The 19,085-nt window shown below is 40.3% G+C and carries 14 protein-coding genes; 10 read left to right on the top strand and 4 right to left on the bottom strand.

Features of this window, described 5'->3' with window-relative positions; translation table 11 throughout:
• Positions 1-480 precede the first annotated feature (480 nt).
• The 7 genes from FD724_RS04905 (at position 481) to hypB (ending at position 8,087) form a co-directional block, all read left to right on the top strand.
• Entirely contained in the window at positions 481-1,707 is a 1,227-nt protein-coding gene (locus FD724_RS04905) for a hypothetical protein (protein WP_179071781.1), read from the top strand.
• A gap of 79 nt (positions 1,708-1,786) precedes the next feature.
• Positions 1,787-4,135: a carbamoyltransferase HypF gene (hypF, locus tag FD724_RS04900; RefSeq protein WP_179071780.1), complete on the top strand. Its 2,349-nt coding sequence runs from the start codon at positions 1,787-1,789 to the stop codon at positions 4,133-4,135.
• Between the two features lie 81 nt (positions 4,136-4,216).
• Positions 4,217-4,477, top strand: coding sequence for a HypC/HybG/HupF family hydrogenase formation chaperone (locus FD724_RS04895; RefSeq protein WP_179071779.1), 261 nt, complete (start codon positions 4,217-4,219; stop codon positions 4,475-4,477).
• Between the two features lie 94 nt (positions 4,478-4,571).
• Complete coding sequence (gene hypD, locus FD724_RS04890) at positions 4,572-5,750, top strand: hydrogenase formation protein HypD (protein WP_179071778.1); 1,179 nt, start codon at positions 4,572-4,574, stop codon at positions 5,748-5,750.
• 59 nt (positions 5,751-5,809) lie between these two features.
• Positions 5,810-6,913, top strand: a complete 1,104-nt coding sequence (gene hypE, locus FD724_RS04885; protein ID WP_179071777.1) for a hydrogenase expression/formation protein HypE — start codon at positions 5,810-5,812, stop codon at positions 6,911-6,913.
• A 20-nt stretch (positions 6,914-6,933) separates the two neighbouring features.
• Complete coding sequence (gene hypA, locus FD724_RS04880; protein WP_179071776.1) at positions 6,934-7,275, top strand: hydrogenase maturation nickel metallochaperone HypA; 342 nt, start codon at positions 6,934-6,936, stop codon at positions 7,273-7,275.
• Complete coding sequence (gene hypB / locus FD724_RS04875; RefSeq protein ID WP_179071775.1) at positions 7,266-8,087, top strand: hydrogenase nickel incorporation protein HypB; 822 nt, start codon at positions 7,266-7,268, stop codon at positions 8,085-8,087. Before hypA ends, hypB begins: the two co-directional genes overlap by 10 nt.
• A gap of 112 nt (positions 8,088-8,199) precedes the next feature.
• Here hypB and FD724_RS04870 read toward each other — a convergent pair whose 3' ends face one another.
• Positions 8,200-11,901: a PAS domain S-box protein gene (locus tag FD724_RS04870; RefSeq protein ID WP_179071774.1), complete on the bottom strand. Its 3,702-nt coding sequence runs from the start codon at positions 11,899-11,901 to the stop codon at positions 8,200-8,202.
• Positions 11,902-12,437: 536 nt separating this feature from the next.
• A complete protein-coding gene (locus FD724_RS04865; protein ID WP_179071773.1) occupies positions 12,438-13,430 on the bottom strand; it encodes a WD40 repeat domain-containing protein in 993 nt (330 codons plus the stop codon).
• A gap of 565 nt (positions 13,431-13,995) precedes the next feature.
• On the opposite strand from FD724_RS04865, the gene FD724_RS04860 reads away from it, so the two are divergent.
• The 3 genes from FD724_RS04860 (at position 13,996) to FD724_RS04850 (ending at position 17,440) form a co-directional block, all read left to right on the top strand.
• On the top strand, positions 13,996-14,418 hold the full coding sequence (locus tag FD724_RS04860) for a hypothetical protein (RefSeq protein ID WP_179071772.1): 423 nt from the start codon (positions 13,996-13,998) through the stop codon (positions 14,416-14,418).
• Between the two features lie 457 nt (positions 14,419-14,875).
• Positions 14,876-16,459: an alpha-amylase family glycosyl hydrolase gene (locus tag FD724_RS04855; protein WP_179071771.1), complete on the top strand. Its 1,584-nt coding sequence runs from the start codon at positions 14,876-14,878 to the stop codon at positions 16,457-16,459.
• A gap of 309 nt (positions 16,460-16,768) precedes the next feature.
• On the top strand, positions 16,769-17,440 hold the full coding sequence (locus FD724_RS04850; RefSeq protein ID WP_114083623.1) for a Coq4 family protein: 672 nt from the start codon (positions 16,769-16,771) through the stop codon (positions 17,438-17,440).
• Between the two features lie 220 nt (positions 17,441-17,660).
• On the opposite strand, the gene FD724_RS04845 is transcribed toward FD724_RS04850, so the two are convergent.
• Positions 17,661-18,035, bottom strand: coding sequence for a hypothetical protein (locus tag FD724_RS04845; protein WP_114083622.1), 375 nt, complete (start codon positions 18,033-18,035; stop codon positions 17,661-17,663).
• Entirely contained in the window at positions 18,025-19,032 is a 1,008-nt protein-coding gene (locus FD724_RS04840) for an LLM class flavin-dependent oxidoreductase (protein ID WP_179071770.1), read from the bottom strand. The genes FD724_RS04845 and FD724_RS04840 overlap by 11 nt, the downstream gene beginning before the upstream one ends.
• Between the last annotated feature and the right edge of the window lie 53 nt (positions 19,033-19,085).

The raw sequence follows: 19,085 nt of genomic DNA, 5'->3' as shown, positions 1-19,085 counted from the left end.
AGTGTTTTCCGCAAGTAAAAGGTCATTTGACTTACTCATTTTAGTGTTTTCCGCAAGTAAAATAAGCTTTTACTTTCTCAAACCCCAGTTTGCTTTCTCATTTCAGTAAATCGCGCAGTCATGCCAAAAATTCCTTATGTAGTAAAAGTTACTAAAAGGTTATTTAAAAAGTATTTTGCTGTGACTTTAGGCACTTTTAGATCCCCCCTAGCCTTAAAAAAGGGGGAACCAGAATCAAAGTCCCCCTTTTTAAGGGGGATTTAGGGGGATTTAGGGGGATCTAAAACTATTTAATACCGAGAATAGGACTTTTAAAACATCCTCTAAAGGCTATCTTGATTTTTTTTAGCTTGATTAATACAGAAGTTGATTAGAGATTTTAACTAAATTTGAAAAAAGCATAATGCAAAACCGTTACTGTTGTTACATGCTAATCAACATTAATGTTTTTAAATAATTATCAGCCTCTATCTGCGGTTCATGGATATCCCAATCATAAGTAATCCCATATCACAATTACCGCTAGAAGCAACAGAAAATCCTCAAGATTTACCTCTATCACCTCAAGGTGCGGAGGTAATTTTAGGCAACATTATTGAACCCGAACAATTAGTTATACCTGTAGCACCCAATGCCACAACAATGTTTGGTCCTCGTGGTGCTTGCTTGTTATCAGAAACTGGCCCATTATGGGTATCAGATACAGGACATCATCGATTATTAGGATGGCAAAATTTACCCACGAGAGATAGTCAACCGGCTGATTGGGTAATTGGACAACCTGACTTTTATCATGAAGGACAAAATGCTAAAACTACACCGGGAAGGGCAACCTTAAGTGTACCAACAGGCATTTGTGCTTGCGGCGAAGGGTTAGCTGTCGCAGATGCTTGGAATCATCGGGTTTTGATTTGGAAAAACTTACCAGAAGATAATAATGTTCCAGCAGATTTGGTGTTAGGGCAAGTTAATTTTACCGATAATGAACCAAATCGAGGTAATCACCAAGCATCTGCTAGTACAATGCACTGGCCTTATGGTGTTTACTATCATCAAGGACGGCTATTTATTGCTGACACTGGTAATCGAAGACTATTAATTTGGCATCAGTTACCAACAGAAAATGGTCAACCTGCTGATTTAGTTTTGGGACAACCGGATATGATATCTCGCAATGAAAACGGTGGTGATTCTCCAACCGCAGCTAGTATGCGTTGGTGTCACGACATCGCTTTTTGGGGAGAAAATTTGGTTGTCAGCGATGCAGGTAATCACCGAGTGATGATTTGGCAGGGAATGCCAACAGAAAATAATACTCCTTGTGCTGTAGTTTTAGGGCAAAAAAGCTTTAATTTTGTGGAAATGAATCAAGGAGTTTATTATCCTAGTGGTAGTAGTTTGAGTATGCCTTATGGTGTGGGGGTGGCTGGGGACTGGTTAGTAGTTGCAGATACAGCTAATTCCCGGTTGTTAGGATGGAGAAAGCCAGAATCAATTTTATCACTGCAAGGTTTAATGGCAAATGGGTTGGCAGGACAAATAAATTTTCAAAGTAAAGGTGAAAATCGTAATTTTGGACTGCCTAAGCGAGATAGTTTAAATTGGTGTTATGGGATAAAAATTTGTGGCAATAGGTTGGTAATAGCTGACTCTGGGAATAACCGAATATTGCTGTGGCAGTTTAATTATGAGACTTCTAAGAAATAAACGAACCACAGAGACACAGAGAACACAGAGGAATGAGGAGAAGAGAGTTTTTTGGGTATTTTTTTATTTGGAAGTCTCTATGCCGATTGAAGAAATTAGAGTTCGCGGTACTGTTCAGGGAGTAGGATTTCGCCCTACTGTATATCGTCTTGCTAAAGCTTGCGGTTTGCGTGGAGATGTTTGTAATGATGGGCAAGGTGTATTAATTCGGGTATCTGGTAATGAGGAAGCATTAACAGAATTTGTTGCCAGATTGCAAACAGAATGTCCACCATTAGCAAAAATTAATCAGCTAAGTAGAATTCCTTACGAAGGTGAATTTAGCTTTAATAATTTTGTGATTTCTAATAGCGTCAATAATGCAATCAAAACAGAAATTGTCCCTGATGCAGCTACTTGTCTACAATGCCAACAAGAAATATTTGACCCCTTTAGCCGCTTTTATCGTTACCCATTTACTAACTGCACTCATTGCGGCCCTCGCCTGAGTATTATTCGTGCAATTCCTTATGACAGATGCAATACCAGTATGTCTGCGTTTGTTATATGTCCCGAATGTGCAAAGGAATACCACGATGTTGAAAACCGCCGTTTTCACGCCCAACCTGTAGCTTGTCATGTTTGCGGCCCCACAGCTTGGTTAGAACGCGCTGATGGTAAATCGGTTACTGCTTCCATGTTTTCCATGCTAGATGATGTGGATGCTGTTTGTACCTTGTTGCAAAAGGGTGAGATTGTCGCAATTAAAGGATTAAGTGGTATTCATTTAGCTTGCGATGCAACTCAGGAAACCGTTGTTCAAAAACTGCGTCAGCGCAAAAGGCGCTATCACAAACCATTTGCTTTAATGGCGCGAGATATTGAAATAATTGAACAATATTGTACTGTCAACGCTAAAGAAAAAGAATTATTGATAAGTTCTGCTGCACCAATTGTTTTATTACAAGTAACAGGTAAAAAACTAGTAGCACCATCGGTAGCATCGGGGCAAAATACTCTTGGTTTCATGCTACCTTATACGCCTTTGCATCATTTAATTCTGCGGCGGATGAATCGCCCAATTATTTTAACAAGTGGTAATCTTGCCGATGAACCACAATGTATTGATAATGACGAAGCAAGAGAAAAATTAGGGACAATCGCCGATTATTTTCTCTTTCACAATCGAGAGATTATTAATCGGGTAGATGATTCAGTAGTAAGAGTTATCGGTGAGAAAGTCCAAACAATTCGCCGTGCTAGAGGATATGCACCAGCATCTATTAGCTTACCACCGGGATTTGGCAATGTACCGCAAATTTTAGCAATGGGTAGTGAGTTAAAAAATACTTTTTGCTTATTGCGTGAAGGAGAAGCAATTCTATCTCAACATCTGGGAGATTTAGAAAATGCTGCGGCTTTCAATGCTTACCAAGAGACTTTAAACTTATACTTGAATTTATTTGAACATACACCAGAAGTAATCACCATTGATAAACATCCTGAATATCTTTCCAGCAAACTTGGTAAAGAACTAGCAGATACAAATAAAATTCCAATTCATCAAATCCAACATCATCACGCCCATATTGCTGCTTGTATGGCAGAAAATGGGATTCCTTTAAATTCACCTCCAGTATTAGGTATTGCTTTAGATGGTTTAGGTTACGGCGATGACGGTACACTCTGGGGCGGAGAATTCCTTTTAGCAGATTATCGGAAATTTCAGCGGCTAGCAACATTTAAACCAGTAGCAATGATTGGTGGTGAACAAGCTATTTATCAGCCTTGGCGTAATACCTACGCCCAATTAATAGCTGCTAACCTTTGGGATGATTGCCAACAACAGTATGCTGATTTAGAAATCGTAAAATTGCTGAATAAAAAACCACTAAAGCTACTCAATCAACTTATAGAGAAAAAAATTAACTCTCCTCCAGCTTCTTCAGTGGGGCGGTTGTTCGATGCAGTAGCGGCGGCTATCGGTATTTGCCCTGAAGAATGTAGCTATGAAGGACAAGCTGCGATCGCAATGGAAGCTATAGTAGATGTTAGCAGCTTAAATAATGATAAAGAAGCACTAATATACCCTTTTAGTTTTAGCTTTTCAGATAGTATTTACTGTATAGACTCACGCCCAATGTGGCAAGCCTTACTCTATGACTTGCAACAGCAGATTCCCCAACCAGTTATAGCTGCCAAATTTCACAAAGGTTTAGCTAATGCGATTGTGGAAATGGTTAAGCACCTTCGTCAAGAAAATCCGATTCATCAGGTAGCTTTAACAGGAGGAGTCTTTCAAAATTCTATATTGTTACAACAAGTTAGCAAACGATTAGAAACATTGGGCATAAAAGTACTGACTCACAGCTTAGTTCCAGCTAATGACGGCGGATTATCTCTAGGACAAGCAGTGATTGCAGCCGCAAAATTAATACACAAGTATTGATATTTAACAACCCTTTTCTGACAAATAATTCTCTCTGTGTTCTCCGCGCCTCTGCGGTTAGTTTATCTTCAAAATAAAAAAATGTGTTTAGGAATCCCCGGACAAATTATAGAAATTACCAACGTTAACCATAAACTAGCCCTAGTTAACATTGGTGGTGTGAAGCGCGAAGTAAATATTGCCTGCATCGTAGATGAACAACATCCTCCCGAAGCTTGTATTGGTGATTGGGTATTAGTCCATGTTGGCTTTGCTATGAATCGAATTAATGAAGAAGAAGCAGCAGAAACATTACAACTCTTTCAAGAATTAGCAGCAGCACAAGCAGGAATTAATACTTAACTTAACGAACCGCAGAGGCGCAGAGGGCACAGAGAGTAGAAAGAAATACTTAACTCAGCTGTATTGACATAAAGCTTACTATTCCCAAATCCTTATGAAATATGTTGACGAATTCCGTGAACCGGAAAAAGCAGAAGTCTTATGCCGCGAAATCGCCAAATTATGCAATCGGCTAGAAAAACCCATCAAAATCATGGAAGTATGCGGCGGACATACCCATTCCATATTTAAATACGGTATCGAAGAAATATTACCCCAAACCATTGAACTAATTCATGGGCCTGGTTGTCCAGTATGCGTTATGCCAAAAGGGAGATTAGATGATGCGATCGCAATCTCTCAAAATTATAACGTCATTTTTGCCACCTTTGGCGATGCGATGCGAGTTCCCGGTTCCAAAACGAGTTTACTGCAAGCCAGGGCACAAGGCGCAGACATCCGCATGGTGTACTCTCCTCTAGACAGCCTGCAAATTGCCAGAGATAACCCAGACAAAGAAGTAGTCTTCTTCGCATTAGGCTTTGAAACCACAGCCCCCAGCACCGCCTTCACCATTCTGCAAGCAGCAGCCGAAGAAATTCATAACTTTAGTATGTTTTCCAATCACGTCCTTGTGATTCCCGCCCTCAAAGCACTATTAGATAATCCCGACTTGCAACTAGATGGATTTGTTGGGCCTGGTCATGTCAGTATGGTGATAGGCAGTGACCCATACCAATTTATTTCCCAACAATATAATAAACCGATTGTTGTCTCAGGATTTGAACCCTTAGATATTCTCCAATCAATTTGGATGCTATTGCAACAGTTAGTAGAAAATCGTTGCGAAGTCGAAAATCAATATAACCGAATTGTCCAAAAAAGCGGAAACACAGTAGCCCTAGAAGCCATAAACAAAGTTTTCGCCGTGCGAGATAGTTTTGATTGGCGCGGCTTAGGTGACATCCCCTATTCAGGATTACAAATTAAACCAGAATATGCCCAATTTGATGCCGAACTTAAATTTACCATTCCTAATCTCAAAGTAGCCGACCATAAAGCTTGTAAATGTGGAGAAATCCTCAAAGGAGTCTTAAAGCCTTGGGAGTGTAAAGTATTCGGTACAGCTTGCACACCAGAAACACCAATCGGTACTTGCATGGTATCTTCCGAAGGCGCTTGTGCAGCCTATTACAAATACGGACGACTCTCCACCATTGCCAAAAGAACAATCACCCAAAAACCAAAAATAACTCAAGAACCTCTCCCCGCCTGCGGCTTCTCCTCAGAATAATACTCAGCGTACCTCTGCGCTTCCTTTTGCGTTCCTTTGCGTTTAAAAAAAATTTTAATATGAATATTTCCCCCACAAACCCAATCCAAAATCCCCTATTCCAAAAAATAGAACAAGTCCGCCGCCGCCAAAGTAAAGTACAAGACACTCATATAACTCTCGCACATGGTAGCGGTGGTAAAGCCATGCGCGATTTAATAGATGATATTTTTGTCAGCAATTTTGATAATCCAATTCTTTCCCAATTAGAAGACCAAGCTAGCTTTAATTTAGCCAGTCTCATGCAACAAGGAGACAGACTCGCATTTACAACAGATTCTTATGTTGTAGACCCGTTATTTTTCCCCGGTAGTGATATAGGAGAATTAGCCATAAACGGTACAGTTAATGATTTAGCTGTCAGTGGTGCGAAACCTTTATACCTAACTTGCAGCGTAATTTTAGAAGAAGGATTACCTGTAGAAACCTTACGTCGTGTCGCGAACAGTATGAAAGCAGCCGCAGAAAAAGCGGGTATTCAAGTTGTCACTGGTGACACAAAAGTTGTACATCGTGGTGCAGCCGATAAACTCTTTATTAATACTGCTGGTATTGGTATCATCCCACAGGGAGTTAACATTTCCGCTCACAATATTAAACCTGGAGATGCAGTAATAATTAATGGTGAAATAGGCAATCATGGGACAGCAATTTTAATTGCCCGTGGCGAGTTAGCCTTAGAGACTAATATTGAAAGTGATTGTCAGTCGTTGCATAGTTTAGTAGAAACTATTCTCCATGTATGTCCACAAGTTCATGCTATGCGAGATGCTACACGCGGTGGTTTAGCCACAGTATTAAATGAGTTTGCTCTCAGTTCCAATGTGGGAATTCGTCTTTTTGAAGAATCTATCCCAGTGCGTGAAGAAGTCAACGGAGTTTGCGAAATTCTCGGTTTAGACCCATTGTATTTAGCTAATGAAGGTAAGTTAGTTGTAGTGCTTCCAAAAGAGAATGCTAACAACGTTTTATCTGCTATGAAATCTCACCCAGCAGGGAAAGATGCTTGTATTATTGGCGAAGTTCTTTCTTCACCCCCAGGTATCGTATTGTTAAAAACAGTTTTTGGTGCTGAAAGGATTGTTGATATGTTAGTAGGCGACCAATTGCCACGAATTTGTTAATCTTTAATAAATTTTATAGTATGCACGAATTTGGAATTACCCAAAATATTGTGGCAATTGTGACTGAACACGCTAAAGGCGCAAAAGTACAACGAGTTTTATTAGAAATCGGCAAACTTTCAGCCATTATGCCCGATGCTATTCGATTTTGTTTTGATATTTGCACTCAAGGCACAGTTTTAGAAGGGGCGACATTAGAAATTTTGGAAATTCCCGGCTTAGGGAGATGTCGCCAATGCGGTGCAGAAATTTATTTAGATAAACCATTTGGAATATGTAACTGCGGTAGCGTGCAATTAGATTTAATTACTGGTGAAGAACTGAAAATTAAAGAAATAGAAATCGAGGAATTATGTGTGTAACCTGCGGTTGTTCTGATGATGGCGAAATAAAAATTACAAATTTAGAAACAGATAAAGCGGAACATAATCATACTCACACTTTACCAGATGGAACTGTCATCACTCACTCCCACAGTCATGACACTCATATAGAAGCACCTCAAATCCATGCCAAAATACATAATACAACGATATCTTTAGAACAAGATATATTAGCAAAAAATAACCTACTAGCTGCTCAAAATCGAGGATGGTTTAAAGGTCGAAATATTCTCGCTTTAAATTTAATGAGTTCTCCTGGTGCTGGGAAAACAACTCTTTTAACGCGAACCATCAATGATTTAAAACATCAATTATCTATTAGTGTCATTGAAGGCGACCAAGAAACTGCTAATGATGCCAAAAAAATTAAAGAAACAGGTTCTAAAGTTATCCAAATCAATACTGGAACAGGCTGTCATTTAGATGCATCAATGATAGATAGGGGTTTAAAACAACTGAATCCGCCACTAAATTCAGTTGTGATGATTGAAAATGTCGGAAATTTGGTTTGTCCAGCCTTATTTGATTTAGGAGAACAGGCAAAAGTCGTGATTCTTTCTGTCACAGAGGGAGAAGATAAGCCGATAAAATACCCGCATATATTCCGTGCTAGTGATGTAATGATTCTCACCAAAATTGATTTACTGCCTTATGTGCAATTTGATGTTCAAAAGTGCATAGCTTATGCTATGGAAGTGAATCCCCAAATTCAGATTTTTCAGGTTTCTGCAACTACTGGTGTAGGATTAGATAATTGGTATAAATGGGTAACTGAAAAGGTAGTAAATTAATTAACTTGATTATCATGTTTAACTATTAGCGATCGCACCATGACTGCTGGAAAAAGCGGAATTAGTGGCAGCGTAAATCGAAATTCAGTGGTCAGATTTGAGTGTAATTTGCCTATGATTGAGGCTCCCCAGGATGACCGATTACAGCAGATAAAGTAGTCAATAAATCTGTCGCTGTGTAAGGCTTAGACAGAAACTTCTCAGCACCAACGGCAATAGCCTTTTGCTCGTTAGCGGGTAAACCACTGGTAGCAATAATCTTAATATTGGGGTTGAACGTTCGCAGGATGGAGATAGTTGTTAATCCGTCCATGTTGGGCATGGACATATCTAGCAAAACTACACTAATTCGTTCCTTATACTGGGCATACAAAGCGATCGCCTCAATGCCATCGTTAGCTACAAGGGTTTTGTAGTTATAATCTTCTAAAGTTTCCTGATTGGTTTGTTTTACTAAGTCTTCATCATCAACAACTAAAATCAATTCGCCATTACCTTCAGGTAATTCTGCCTTTGTTATTGTCTCGGTTGCTTTGCCTTCTCCTCTGGGCAAAAATACCTGAAATTGTGTCCCTTTACCTACCTGAGTTAATACTTCCACAAAACCACCGTGGTTTTTGACGATACCTAAAACTGTTGACAGTCCTAGCCCTGTACCTTTACCAACTTCTTTAGTTGTAAAAAAGGGATCAAATATGCGCTCTAAGAATTCTGGAGGGATTCCCGTCCCTGTATCTGAGACGGTAACAACGATGTAGCCTCCGGCTTTCGCGTCCAGGTGCATTCGGGCGTTTGTTTCGTCAAGCATCCGGTTTTCGGCATTAATTGTGAGCATACCGTCATTAGGCATAGCGTCACGGGCATTGACTGCCAAGTTCATAAATACCTGTTCTAGTTGGGTGGGATCGGCTTGCACCATCCATAATGTGTTTATGGGAATGTCATTAACAATTTCAATAGATTTAGGAAATGTCTGTTTGATGACTTTGACCAATTCTTGGAGCAAATGCCCAGGTTGCAACAAGATGCGCTTCCCTTCTGTACCACGGGTAAAGGCGAGAATTTGTTTAACTAAGTTCGCTCCACGCTGGGAGCTATTTTCTAGTGTTTTGAACAGTTCTTGAGTCCGCGCATCCACATTTTTGCATCTCAAAGGCAGCAATTGGGCAATCATGATTATGGGAGCAAAGACGTTGTTGAGGTCGTGAGCAATGCCACTGGCTAGAATTCCTACACTCTCCAAGCGTTGAGCGCGGTAAAATTGTTGCTCTAGTTGTTTTTTCTCGGTGATGTCGGTGTTGACTGATAAGATAGATTGGCTTTGTCCAAATTGATTGTGTACCAGTGTCCACCGACTAGCAACGATAATTTTTCTCCCAGTTTTGGTGGTTTTTTCTAACTCCCCTTGCCAAGAACCTTGTTCGAGAGTGGTTTTTAAACCTGCTGCTAGTTGAGACAAGGATTCTACCTGGAAAAGTTCATGGGCTAATTTCCCTATGCTTTCTTCTGCTGTCCAACCGTATAAGTTTTCAGCACCTCGACTCCAGAACAGAATGCGGTTTTCTAAATTGCGGACAAAAATGGCATCGGTAGCAATATCAATTAAGGCTGCTTGTTCGGCAATTTTCTGTTCGGCCAGCTTGCGATCGCTAATATTGCGGCTGACGGCTGCCAGACCAATTAGCTGGTCGTTGATGTCTTTGACGCAAGAAACGCTGTAAACCATCCATAATGCTTCTCCCGTCTGGAAATGACGGAAACGAATTTCTACTTCCGCCCGTCCCTCACGCAAAACACGCGGGAAAAATTCATTGATGATAAAGTCCTGATCTTCGGGAAAGAAAAATTCCCTGACTGGCGTTTCGCTATATTGCTGAGTGTCATTCAGCCCGACTAGTTGCATACCCGCCGGGTTCAAATAGAATGGCACAAAATTCATATCACACATACCGATAAATTCTGTGCTGTTATCGGTCAGAGAAACAAATTTACGGATTTCAAGTTCCGATTGTTTGCGCTCAGTAATATCTATATTCACCCCAATCATCTGGAGTGGCTCATTGGTGGTGTCATCATACAATACTTGACCCTTGCATACTGACCAACCAACTGTGCCATCTGGGTAAATAAACCGGAATTCGAGATTATGGGGTACTTGCTGGTCAATTGCTCGCAAAACAGATTCATGCAGCAATTCGCGGTCTTCAGGATGGACAATGAGATTTAAAAAATTTTCATAGCTGACATCAAAGTTATCAGGAGTTAGACCAAATAAAGTAAACAAACTCTCAGACCAGATAACCTGATTGGTTTTTAGATTCCATTCCCAAGGGCCAATTTTACCAACACTAAGCGCCAGTTGTAACCGTTGCTCGCTTTCTCTGAGGGTTTCCTCAGCTTGTTTATGAGCGTTTAGCGCGGCTTGGCGATCGCTCACATCCCGCAGTATTGAAAGATGACGATGTGGTATAAAATTGGCAACCGCCGCAAATTCAGTTTCTCGCACTGTGCCATCGGGACAATATAAGGTGAACTCACCCAACATTTGTCCTTGTTTGTAGAACTCTTGCCAAGCTTGGGTAAAATCAAATTCGGGTGCTGCAAAATCCGCGATTGTGGAACCTAACAGTTCTTCCTTCGATACACCAAACAGCTTACAGGCTGCTGGATTGACCTCTATATAGCGCCCCTCGTCATCGGTAATAGCGATCGCATCAAGAGCATGATCAAAAAGAGCTTTCCACTGATGTTCACGCTGCTGGAGTGCTATTTCAGTCTGTTTGCGCTCCTCAATTTCCCGTTTCAAACGTACATTTGCTTGCAGTAGTTCAGCTGTACGCTCTGCCACCCGTAACTCTAATTCTTGTTGAGCTTGGCGGCGTTGTTTAACTTCCTGTTCTAACTGCTGGTTGCATTGCCTAAGTTTAACTGTTTGTTCCTCAACTTTTGCTTGCAAAACTTGAATTACCCTGTCTATTTCTAGGGGATCAAGCACTTGCAGGAGATTAGTTTGTGTCACCAGTCCTTGCAATTCGCTTTGTTCTCCAACTACGGTTAATCGCCGCACCTTTCGCTCTTGCATCAACTGGTGAACAGTCCATAAAGATTCAGTGGGAGTGATGCTTAATACAGGGGTACTCATCACATCTTGCGCCTGGGTTTGGGCTATATCTAGTCCCTGTAAATGGAATTTAATAATATCTTTTTCAGTGATCATCCCTACCGGGATCAATTCCTTCTTCTGTTGGGCGACAATTACCACACAACTGATCTGGCGATCGCTCATGATTTGAGACAATTCCAGCACAGATGTAGTCGGGAGAGCATGAATAACTTCAGTTACCATTACTTCCGTCACACATCGCAATTTCAACAGGTGAAGTGGTTGGATAACCTGACGAATTCTGTCTTGGGTAATTAAGCCTACCAATTGCCCAAGATCATCTACTACAGGTAGATGGCGAATACAATGTTGACGCATGAAAGATAAAGCTGTAAGGGCATTTTGAGCCTGAGACAACCTTAAGCTGATGACTGGTTGTGTCATCACCTCTGAGATTTTGACACTGGATAAATCTTTGCCCATCCCAGTCAGGCGGATTACATCCCGTAGAGTTAATATACCTATTAAGTTTGTTTCTTCAACTACTAAAACACAACTACTAAAATCAAACTTAGACTCTACTATACTGCTGTTTACCCTATTCATTAGAGCAATAACATCAATAAGTGGGGTATCAGGTAATACAGTTAAAGGAGAATATTCAACTATCTGCTCTAAAGTAGGTAAATCCACAGGAGAAAGTGAGCGCATTAGTTTAGTCTGTTGGTTAAAGCAATTAAAGAATTGATTTCAAAAATCAGAGAATGACAAAATAAGCTTAAAATTTATCAATCTTCAAGCCATTTTGACAAAATTTAGCTTTCTGGTTTAATCAAAGTTATGATTTTAAATTTTTGCTAAGGAACCCCACACGAATAAATTACCTTTTTTAATCGCTGAACCCCTACTAATCAAGGTTATTTTTTTCAAAAGAGAAGTTATTTCACGACTCCTAATGTACTTAAATAGTTTTTTGTAATTTGATAACTTTCTTATAAAAATGTATTAGATTGATTATATAGCCTAACTTGTTAATTACAAAAGTGCCTATATAAGGTAAAGACAAAGATAAAAGCTCTGAGGTTAAGCATAAAACCTTTGCTCGTGACTACATGAATTGATTTGGGTAATTTTTGAGTAAATTTCTTCCAAAAGTGGATGCTCACGATCTGAATTGTCAGGACAAGCAAAACGGAGCAATTAATGAATTGTCCCCCGTTATGACTATTGTTTGCGTAAGTCCTGAATTAAATCTCGAAGGCACCTAACGCTTTGAGAACATCTTTTTGAGCTATCGTGATTCCTGTCACGCCTGTAATATTGCTTCCTTGATAAGGTCTGTCAGGATTCAGTATTTTCAAACATTTACCCGTTTGGGCATCCCAAATCTGAATAGTCCCGTTTTGGCTGCCGCTAGCGATCGCATAATGTTCTGTAGATTTGCCAAATGCGATCGCCGATCGCATCGCATGAGGCATGACAGGCAGCACTTTCAGGCAAACTCCTGTATGCCTATCCCAAATTCTCACTGTTTGATCTAAGCTGCTACTTGCCAAAATATCACCTTCTGGACTAAAGGCAACTGACCAAGCACTATTACTGTGTCCCTCAAAAATATTCAGACATTCACCTGTATCAACTGACCACAGGCGCACTGTTTCATCTTCACTAGCGCTACTGAGAATTTGCCCATCTGGACTAAAAGCGATCGCCTGGACTTCACTCTGTAATTGTTGCGCCAGCTTGATAGAGAGAGAAGTCTTTCCCATCCCACCCATTCCTGACACAGCCACAAGACGACACTGGTCAACCAAAATCCACTGCTGTAACTGAGCTAGTTCTGCTTGTCTTCCGTAGAAAAAATCAACATCGATTGCATCTCCCCAATCTTGATAGTAAGTTTGCGCTTCTGCAACTAGCAGATTATCAGTAAATTTTACTCGCGTTTTTTCTTCAATGTATTGGTTTGATTGTGCCGTCGCTCGCTCAATTGCTGTTCTAAAACTTGTTTTATTAACTTTTTCTCCTAACACTTCTGAGAGGAGTTTCCATAGCTTGGGGCCAACATCATGTTTTAAGTAAGTTGGAGAATAGCCATAAATATCGGCAATGCTATCGTAACTTTGGCGTTCCAAAGACCAAGACTCACGCAACATGGCTTGTTGGAGATCGCTTAAATGAACTCTTGACTTTGCAAAAACAAGAGCGTCTGTAAATGCGAGTGCTTGATCAATATCCATTGCTGCAATCGACAAAAGTTAAATGCACTTTAAATTTTATAATTAGAATGGCATAATTCATTTATCAGATAATAGCAAAAACAATATGCAATATTTTACAAATTCTTTACACAGGGCTTTGCTGTTGAGCATTGAAGAAGAATTCAGAAGTCAGAATTCAGGAGTCAGAATCAAGATGCTCGTTCCGAGGCTCGTTCTTCGTTAATGCTATGCTATCGCTACCCTATCAGTAAGAGATTCAGACCCACAACTGAATTGTTGCACCAACAAATTTTCTTGTTTCGTGGAGGTGCAAAAATGCTGATTATTCATCCGTCAGCGATGCACTAAGCCGATCGTTGTGTCATACAAAATTTATTCTGAATCCTGACTCCTGAATTCTGTTCGATAAAGCAAGACATTAACAAATTCTGGTGGTTTAAGCTCCTGGGTTTGTCATCAGCAAGTTTTGTAAATATTGTTTTTCTCACTGTTGCAAAACTTAATTACGGATTAAAAATTACGAATTATTTTAATATTCTCTAAATTCTGCAAAAATTTTAACTAGTAAAAAACAGTTTTTCGAATGATTCAGTTATTAATTAATCGAATTTGGCAATCGCTTTTACGTTTACTGTTACAGAGAATTACTCTCGTACTCACGCTGATGTTATGTGCAGCGATCGCGATCGCAATTTCTAATATGTCTGCGCTTTCATCGAGCTTGATTGAAGCCCAAGCAGTGCAAAATGCTGCCTTGAACATTCAATCATTAACTCAAGCTTTTGACCTATACAGCGCCGCCGCCGCAGAGCGAGCTAAAGTTATACCTGGAATTACCGTCACCCACGCTTACCTCAATACCAAAGGCGCAATCCCCCTACCCTCAACTTTTGCGATCGAACTCGGTGAGCAAATTAGTGAAAAAAATGCCGAAATGTCTGTAAGACTATATAGTAACTATCCATATCCTTGGCGCACGAAAGCTACCGTGTACACACAAGTATAGTCCGCAAAGGTTTCAACCCTTTTAGCCCCGTAAATACCCAAATTTTGGGCAACTAGAAACTCCATTTATCCCGCTAATTTTAAGGTTAGGGCAACGAAACCAAGTTTTAGGTGGGATTTCAAGACTTGTGTGTACACCGTAGTTTATAAGGGGAGGGTTAGGGTGGGGTAAAAATATTTGATACATCAATCATGACTTTTAAAACATCCTCTAAACTATTTGTGAAAACTCTATTTATTATCTCTCCGTATTTTTTGTGTTCCTCCACACTTTTTTTGCGATCAGGCGTTCGCGTAGCGTCTCGTAGAGAAGCACATCTACGTTTAAACTAAAATCTATCATCGAAAAATAAAGTCGCTAATTTACAAAATCCCCCCGCAGGTTAATGAAAATTTAAAGTATGTTTTCTAACATCTAAAATGCATACTTCCATTTTCCTATCTGTGTGTAAATCCTCATGGCTAAAGTTGAAGAATTGACACCCCAGCAACTCTCCGAAACAGACCTAAAACCACGAGGGAGAGTTTATCCGAGTCCTATCAGTTGGCGCGACCAGTTTTTGTACCAATTGGTATTAGATAGATTCAGTGACGATAATGAAAATCAAAGAGAGCTTTTTGACCACACCAATCTTGCAAAATTCCAGGTTAAGGATAAAGCCAACTGGATGGCAGCAGGGACAAAATTTGTTGGTGGTAATCTTAAAGGAATTAAGAGTAAATTAGACTATTTGCAACGATTGGGAATAACAACGCTGTGGATTAATCCACCTTGGCGGCAACGTTCTGAGTTAGAAGCTTACCATAGCGATCGCATTCAAGAATTTTTAGATATTGACCCGCACTTTGGCACCCGCCAAGATTTAAGAGATTTAATTGATGCTGCCCACGATCGCAGGATGTATGTCATCCTAGATGTAATTTACAGCCAGAGTGCTGATAACTGGTTTAACAGAAATGATGTAATTGCAGCTTTAGCTAGAGTTTATCAATATTGGATTGCTCTTTCTGACTGCGATGGCTTGCGGATAGATAGCCTTAAGCACGTTTCTCCAGAAGATTCCCGCAAATTCTGCACAGCTGTCCGTGAATACGCCGAATCTATCGGTAAAGACAACTTTTTACTGACTGGGGAAATAACCTCCGGTAGTATGGCTGGTGCTTACATAGACATTATTGCTCGCAACCTTAGTGCTGTATTAGACATCGCACAGACCCCTAATGAATTGGCTGCATTCGCAAAAGGGTTAGTAAACCCCAAACAATTTTTCGATTTGTATAGCGAAAACAATCTCGCTGGAGAATACCGCCAAATTGGGATATATCATGTCTCCATCTTGGATGACTATGAGATGTCATCCCGGACTAATAAGCAGCGATTTGCCGCATACAGTAATGTGCCTAATCTCTATGAGCAAGTTGCTCATGCTGTTGGTGTGCAATTAACGATGCCAGGAATTCCTGCTATTTATTATGGAACAGAGCAGGCTTTTGATGGGAATGAAGGTTATCACGATTACAGCATAGAAGGCGGAAGGTTTGCGGAAGATAGATATATCAAAGAAGCAATGTTTGGCGGTGCTTTTGGCGCATTTCAAACAGCAGACTGTCATTTTTTCGATATCGACCATCCTACCTATTTGCGGATAGCTGCGATCGCGCGGATTCGCAACAGTCACGATAAAATTGGTAAAGCATTGCGCCGTGGACATCACTACCTACGCGAAACATCTTTTTGTAATTCCCCTTTCTCGATTCCAGGACAAGGCGAATTAGTTGCTTGGTCACAGACTTTATTTGACACAGAAGTGCTGATGGTACTAAATACCAACGGCTTAGAAAATCGCGGTGCAGAAGTCACAGTAGATACTTATATACATCCCCAAGACTCGACCATGACTTTTTTATACAAAAGCGATTGGAGCGATTCATATTTACGTCACCCACCCCGCGACCAAACTGTAGCCGTACAACATCATAATGACCGTCGCGCAACTGTGCGAATTGATTTACCTCCTTCGGGAATGGTGATTTTAGCGTAAGCAAACATTAGCTTTTGGGCAAAGCTTTGAGATAAAAAATCTGGTTTAAATTTATAACCTTTTACTAGAAGCTTTGCCCCTGAAATTACTAAATCTCTATGTTCTAATTTTTATTAACTGTTTTTAATCTAATACTGTTTAGTGAAATCTAAAAATATTTGTCAAAGTCAATTTTTTAGTTAGATATATTAATAGCAAAAAGTTTCGCTAAATACCTCTGAAGATTCATGAAAACCTGGATAAATATATTCCAATATTGAAGACTCAGATTTCAATTAGCAAAATTATATCTCAAAGCAGAGAATTACTATGGAGAATGTAATTACTTACAACAACGATAAAGGACTCCTTGCTTACATTCAATTCCTGGCATCTAGTTCCCTAAAATTTGGAGATGGTAATACTGATAGAGTATTTGACTTCGAGGATGCACTCGACCAAACACAAATGGCACAGTTAGCTGTTGATGAATTAAAAAAAATCCCTGAAGTCAATGCCTTGTTTTCAGAACGCTGGCTACCGGCCCCTTTCAATTTAGATGATTTAGGTAAACTCCCAGAGGGAACTTTAGGTCATGTTTATGCTAGAGAAATGAAAGCTAGAGGATTCGATCCCTATTTTTACAAAAAAGTTCCTGTCGTTGATGATATTTCCTATCTCAAAATGCTTTGGAGATCCACCCATGACATATATCATGTAGTCGCTGGATTTGACACAAATGGAATTGGTGAAATTGGTCTACAAGCTTTTTTCTTAGCTCAGACTCCAATTCCCATCAGCGTCATGCTTTTGAGTTTTGGCATGGTGATGATTAGCCTTTATCAACCTAATAATTTTAAAGATTTGATGACAGAAATATCTCGCGGCTACAGGGTGGGTTCTCATACTCCAGGCAAGTTGATCGCGCAAAAATGGGATCAACTTTGGGATGTACAAGTCAGCGAAATTCGTGAGCGTCTGGGTGTGAATTCTATTCTGTAAAAGTGCTATTTTGAAAGCAGCTCTGATAAAAATTGCAACACCCTGCACTTTAGGAGTACAGGGTGTAAGACAGCTATATTTTGTGTGATTCCCAGTTTCTATTTACCTCACCCGGATTTCTCACGATACTGTAGGCAGAGGAGTGTGGGGAGTGTGCGGGGTCAGATTTCTTCCCCATCCTCCCACACTTCTTGATTTCTCACAAGTGAGAAATCCAGGCTCAAAGCCAATCTCGATAAGCTGATATTTCATTTACGCTGATTTCAAACGGCATCCCTTTTCCAAATGGTGGATAAACGCGGATTTTGCCATTGCTAGCAAATCGCTCTAACCTATTACCCAACTGAGCAATATTGCTAACTATATGCCAGTAAGATACTAAGTCAGGGCAGTCAACAATTAATGTTAGGATACTAGCATTTGTTGTGATATACCACTGACAATTAGATAATAGGACTCGCGTAATGCGATCGCAAGCTAGATAAAAGCATCTACCAGTAGACTGTTCTAGCTCCATTTGCAGCATTCCATCCTCTTTTGTTACCTCAGATGGAGGTAAATCATCGGGAGGAAGCAAGTATAGTTTAGAAGACATAATTTCGCACCTCTTGGTTGTAGCGCGTCAAACTCTCCAGGTTTTTTTGCAAATCCGTAGACGAGGGTTTGAGGGCTAGGGTAGCTAAATTTAATTCGTCTTGAAATTTCTTGATTTTGTCTCGACAAGTCTCCACATCACCGATAATTGAGTTCTCAATCAAATAATCTTCGTCGAAACAAATGTTTGTCCGATCAAATGGTTTTTGGTTGGGGTTTGCACTATTCTGCAATACTTGAGCCGTATTAGCTTTCATTTTCTGGCTAAATTGGCGGATGAAAGGCAATGCCTCACTCACTGCTTCATCAAATGTTTTACCAACATAAAAAAAGCGTGCCAGCACGAAGTTTTCTGCACCACTAGAGTTTAAGGCTCGATATTTAGCAACAGTATCCTTCAATCTGTGTAGGGAGAATGGCGGCCCACCCATCAAGCTGAAGGAATGTTTAGCAGCAAATTCGATACCATCATCGCCGCCAGTGGCAATATACACTGGTACTTGACTCTGCAACGGTTTTGGGTAAATTGTTAAGCGATCGCATTGATAATACTTGCCATTAAATGATACATCAGTTTCATATAACAGCTTGTGAATCAGTGCGATCGCTTCTAGCATTTTGGGACGGGCTTCACTTGGGAGTGTCGCAAAATGTTTATTTTGTTGGGGAAAGGGGCCACCTTTAGCAACTCCAAATAATAATCGTCCATTGCACAGGTTATCCAGAGTGGCGATATCCTCCGCTACCCGAATGGGGTTATGGAATGGCAGTAACACCGCCGCAGTGCCCAATTGGATAGTTGAAGTCAATCCCGCCAAGTGTGCCATTAACAGCAACATAGACGGGCTGAGATTGGATTCACTAAAATGATGCTCACTCACCCAGGCTGACTCAAAACCTAAACTTTCTGCCTGTTTTATCAGCGCGACTTGCTCAGAAATGGCACGACGAGCATCTTGGTGATGATTATCGTAATTGCAGAAAATTCCAGTTTTCATTACTTGCTTTGATACTTTGTGCTGGCTATTCTAGTGGTCAATATGTTCGTAGT

Source organism: Nostoc sp. C057, from assembly GCF_013393925.1.
Classification (GTDB): domain Bacteria; phylum Cyanobacteriota; class Cyanobacteriia; order Cyanobacteriales; family Nostocaceae; genus Nostoc; species Nostoc muscorum_A.
This window is presented reverse-complemented; position numbering and strand designations above follow the sequence as displayed.

What these genes read in the sequence shown, in the direction of transcription:
- FD724_RS04850 (WP_114083623.1), top strand. Translation starts at nt 16,769, where the DNA reads ATGGAGAATGTAATTACTTACAACAACGATAAAGGACTCCTTGCTTAC.
- FD724_RS04895 (WP_179071779.1), top strand. Translation starts at nt 4,217, where the DNA reads ATGTGTTTAGGAATCCCCGGACAAATTATAGAAATTACCAACGTTAAC.
- hypB (WP_179071775.1), top strand. Translation starts at nt 7,266, where the DNA reads ATGTGTGTAACCTGCGGTTGTTCTGATGATGGCGAAATAAAAATTACA.
- FD724_RS04840 (WP_179071770.1), bottom strand. Translation starts at nt 19,032, where the DNA reads ATGAAAACTGGAATTTTCTGCAATTACGATAATCATCACCAAGATGCT.
- hypE (WP_179071777.1), top strand. Translation starts at nt 5,810, where the DNA reads ATGAATATTTCCCCCACAAACCCAATCCAAAATCCCCTATTCCAAAAA.
- hypA (WP_179071776.1), top strand. Translation starts at nt 6,934, where the DNA reads ATGCACGAATTTGGAATTACCCAAAATATTGTGGCAATTGTGACTGAA.
- FD724_RS04865 (WP_179071773.1), bottom strand. Translation starts at nt 13,430, where the DNA reads ATGGATATTGATCAAGCACTCGCATTTACAGACGCTCTTGTTTTTGCA.
- hypD (WP_179071778.1), top strand. Translation starts at nt 4,572, where the DNA reads ATGAAATATGTTGACGAATTCCGTGAACCGGAAAAAGCAGAAGTCTTA.
- FD724_RS04905 (WP_179071781.1), top strand. Translation starts at nt 481, where the DNA reads ATGGATATCCCAATCATAAGTAATCCCATATCACAATTACCGCTAGAA.
- FD724_RS04860 (WP_179071772.1), top strand. Translation starts at nt 13,996, where the DNA reads ATGATTCAGTTATTAATTAATCGAATTTGGCAATCGCTTTTACGTTTA.
- FD724_RS04855 (WP_179071771.1), top strand. Translation starts at nt 14,876, where the DNA reads ATGGCTAAAGTTGAAGAATTGACACCCCAGCAACTCTCCGAAACAGAC.
- hypF (WP_179071780.1), top strand. Translation starts at nt 1,787, where the DNA reads ATGCCGATTGAAGAAATTAGAGTTCGCGGTACTGTTCAGGGAGTAGGA.
- FD724_RS04845 (WP_114083622.1), bottom strand. Translation starts at nt 18,035, where the DNA reads ATGTCTTCTAAACTATACTTGCTTCCTCCCGATGATTTACCTCCATCT.
- FD724_RS04870 (WP_179071774.1), bottom strand. Translation starts at nt 11,901, where the DNA reads ATGCGCTCACTTTCTCCTGTGGATTTACCTACTTTAGAGCAGATAGTT.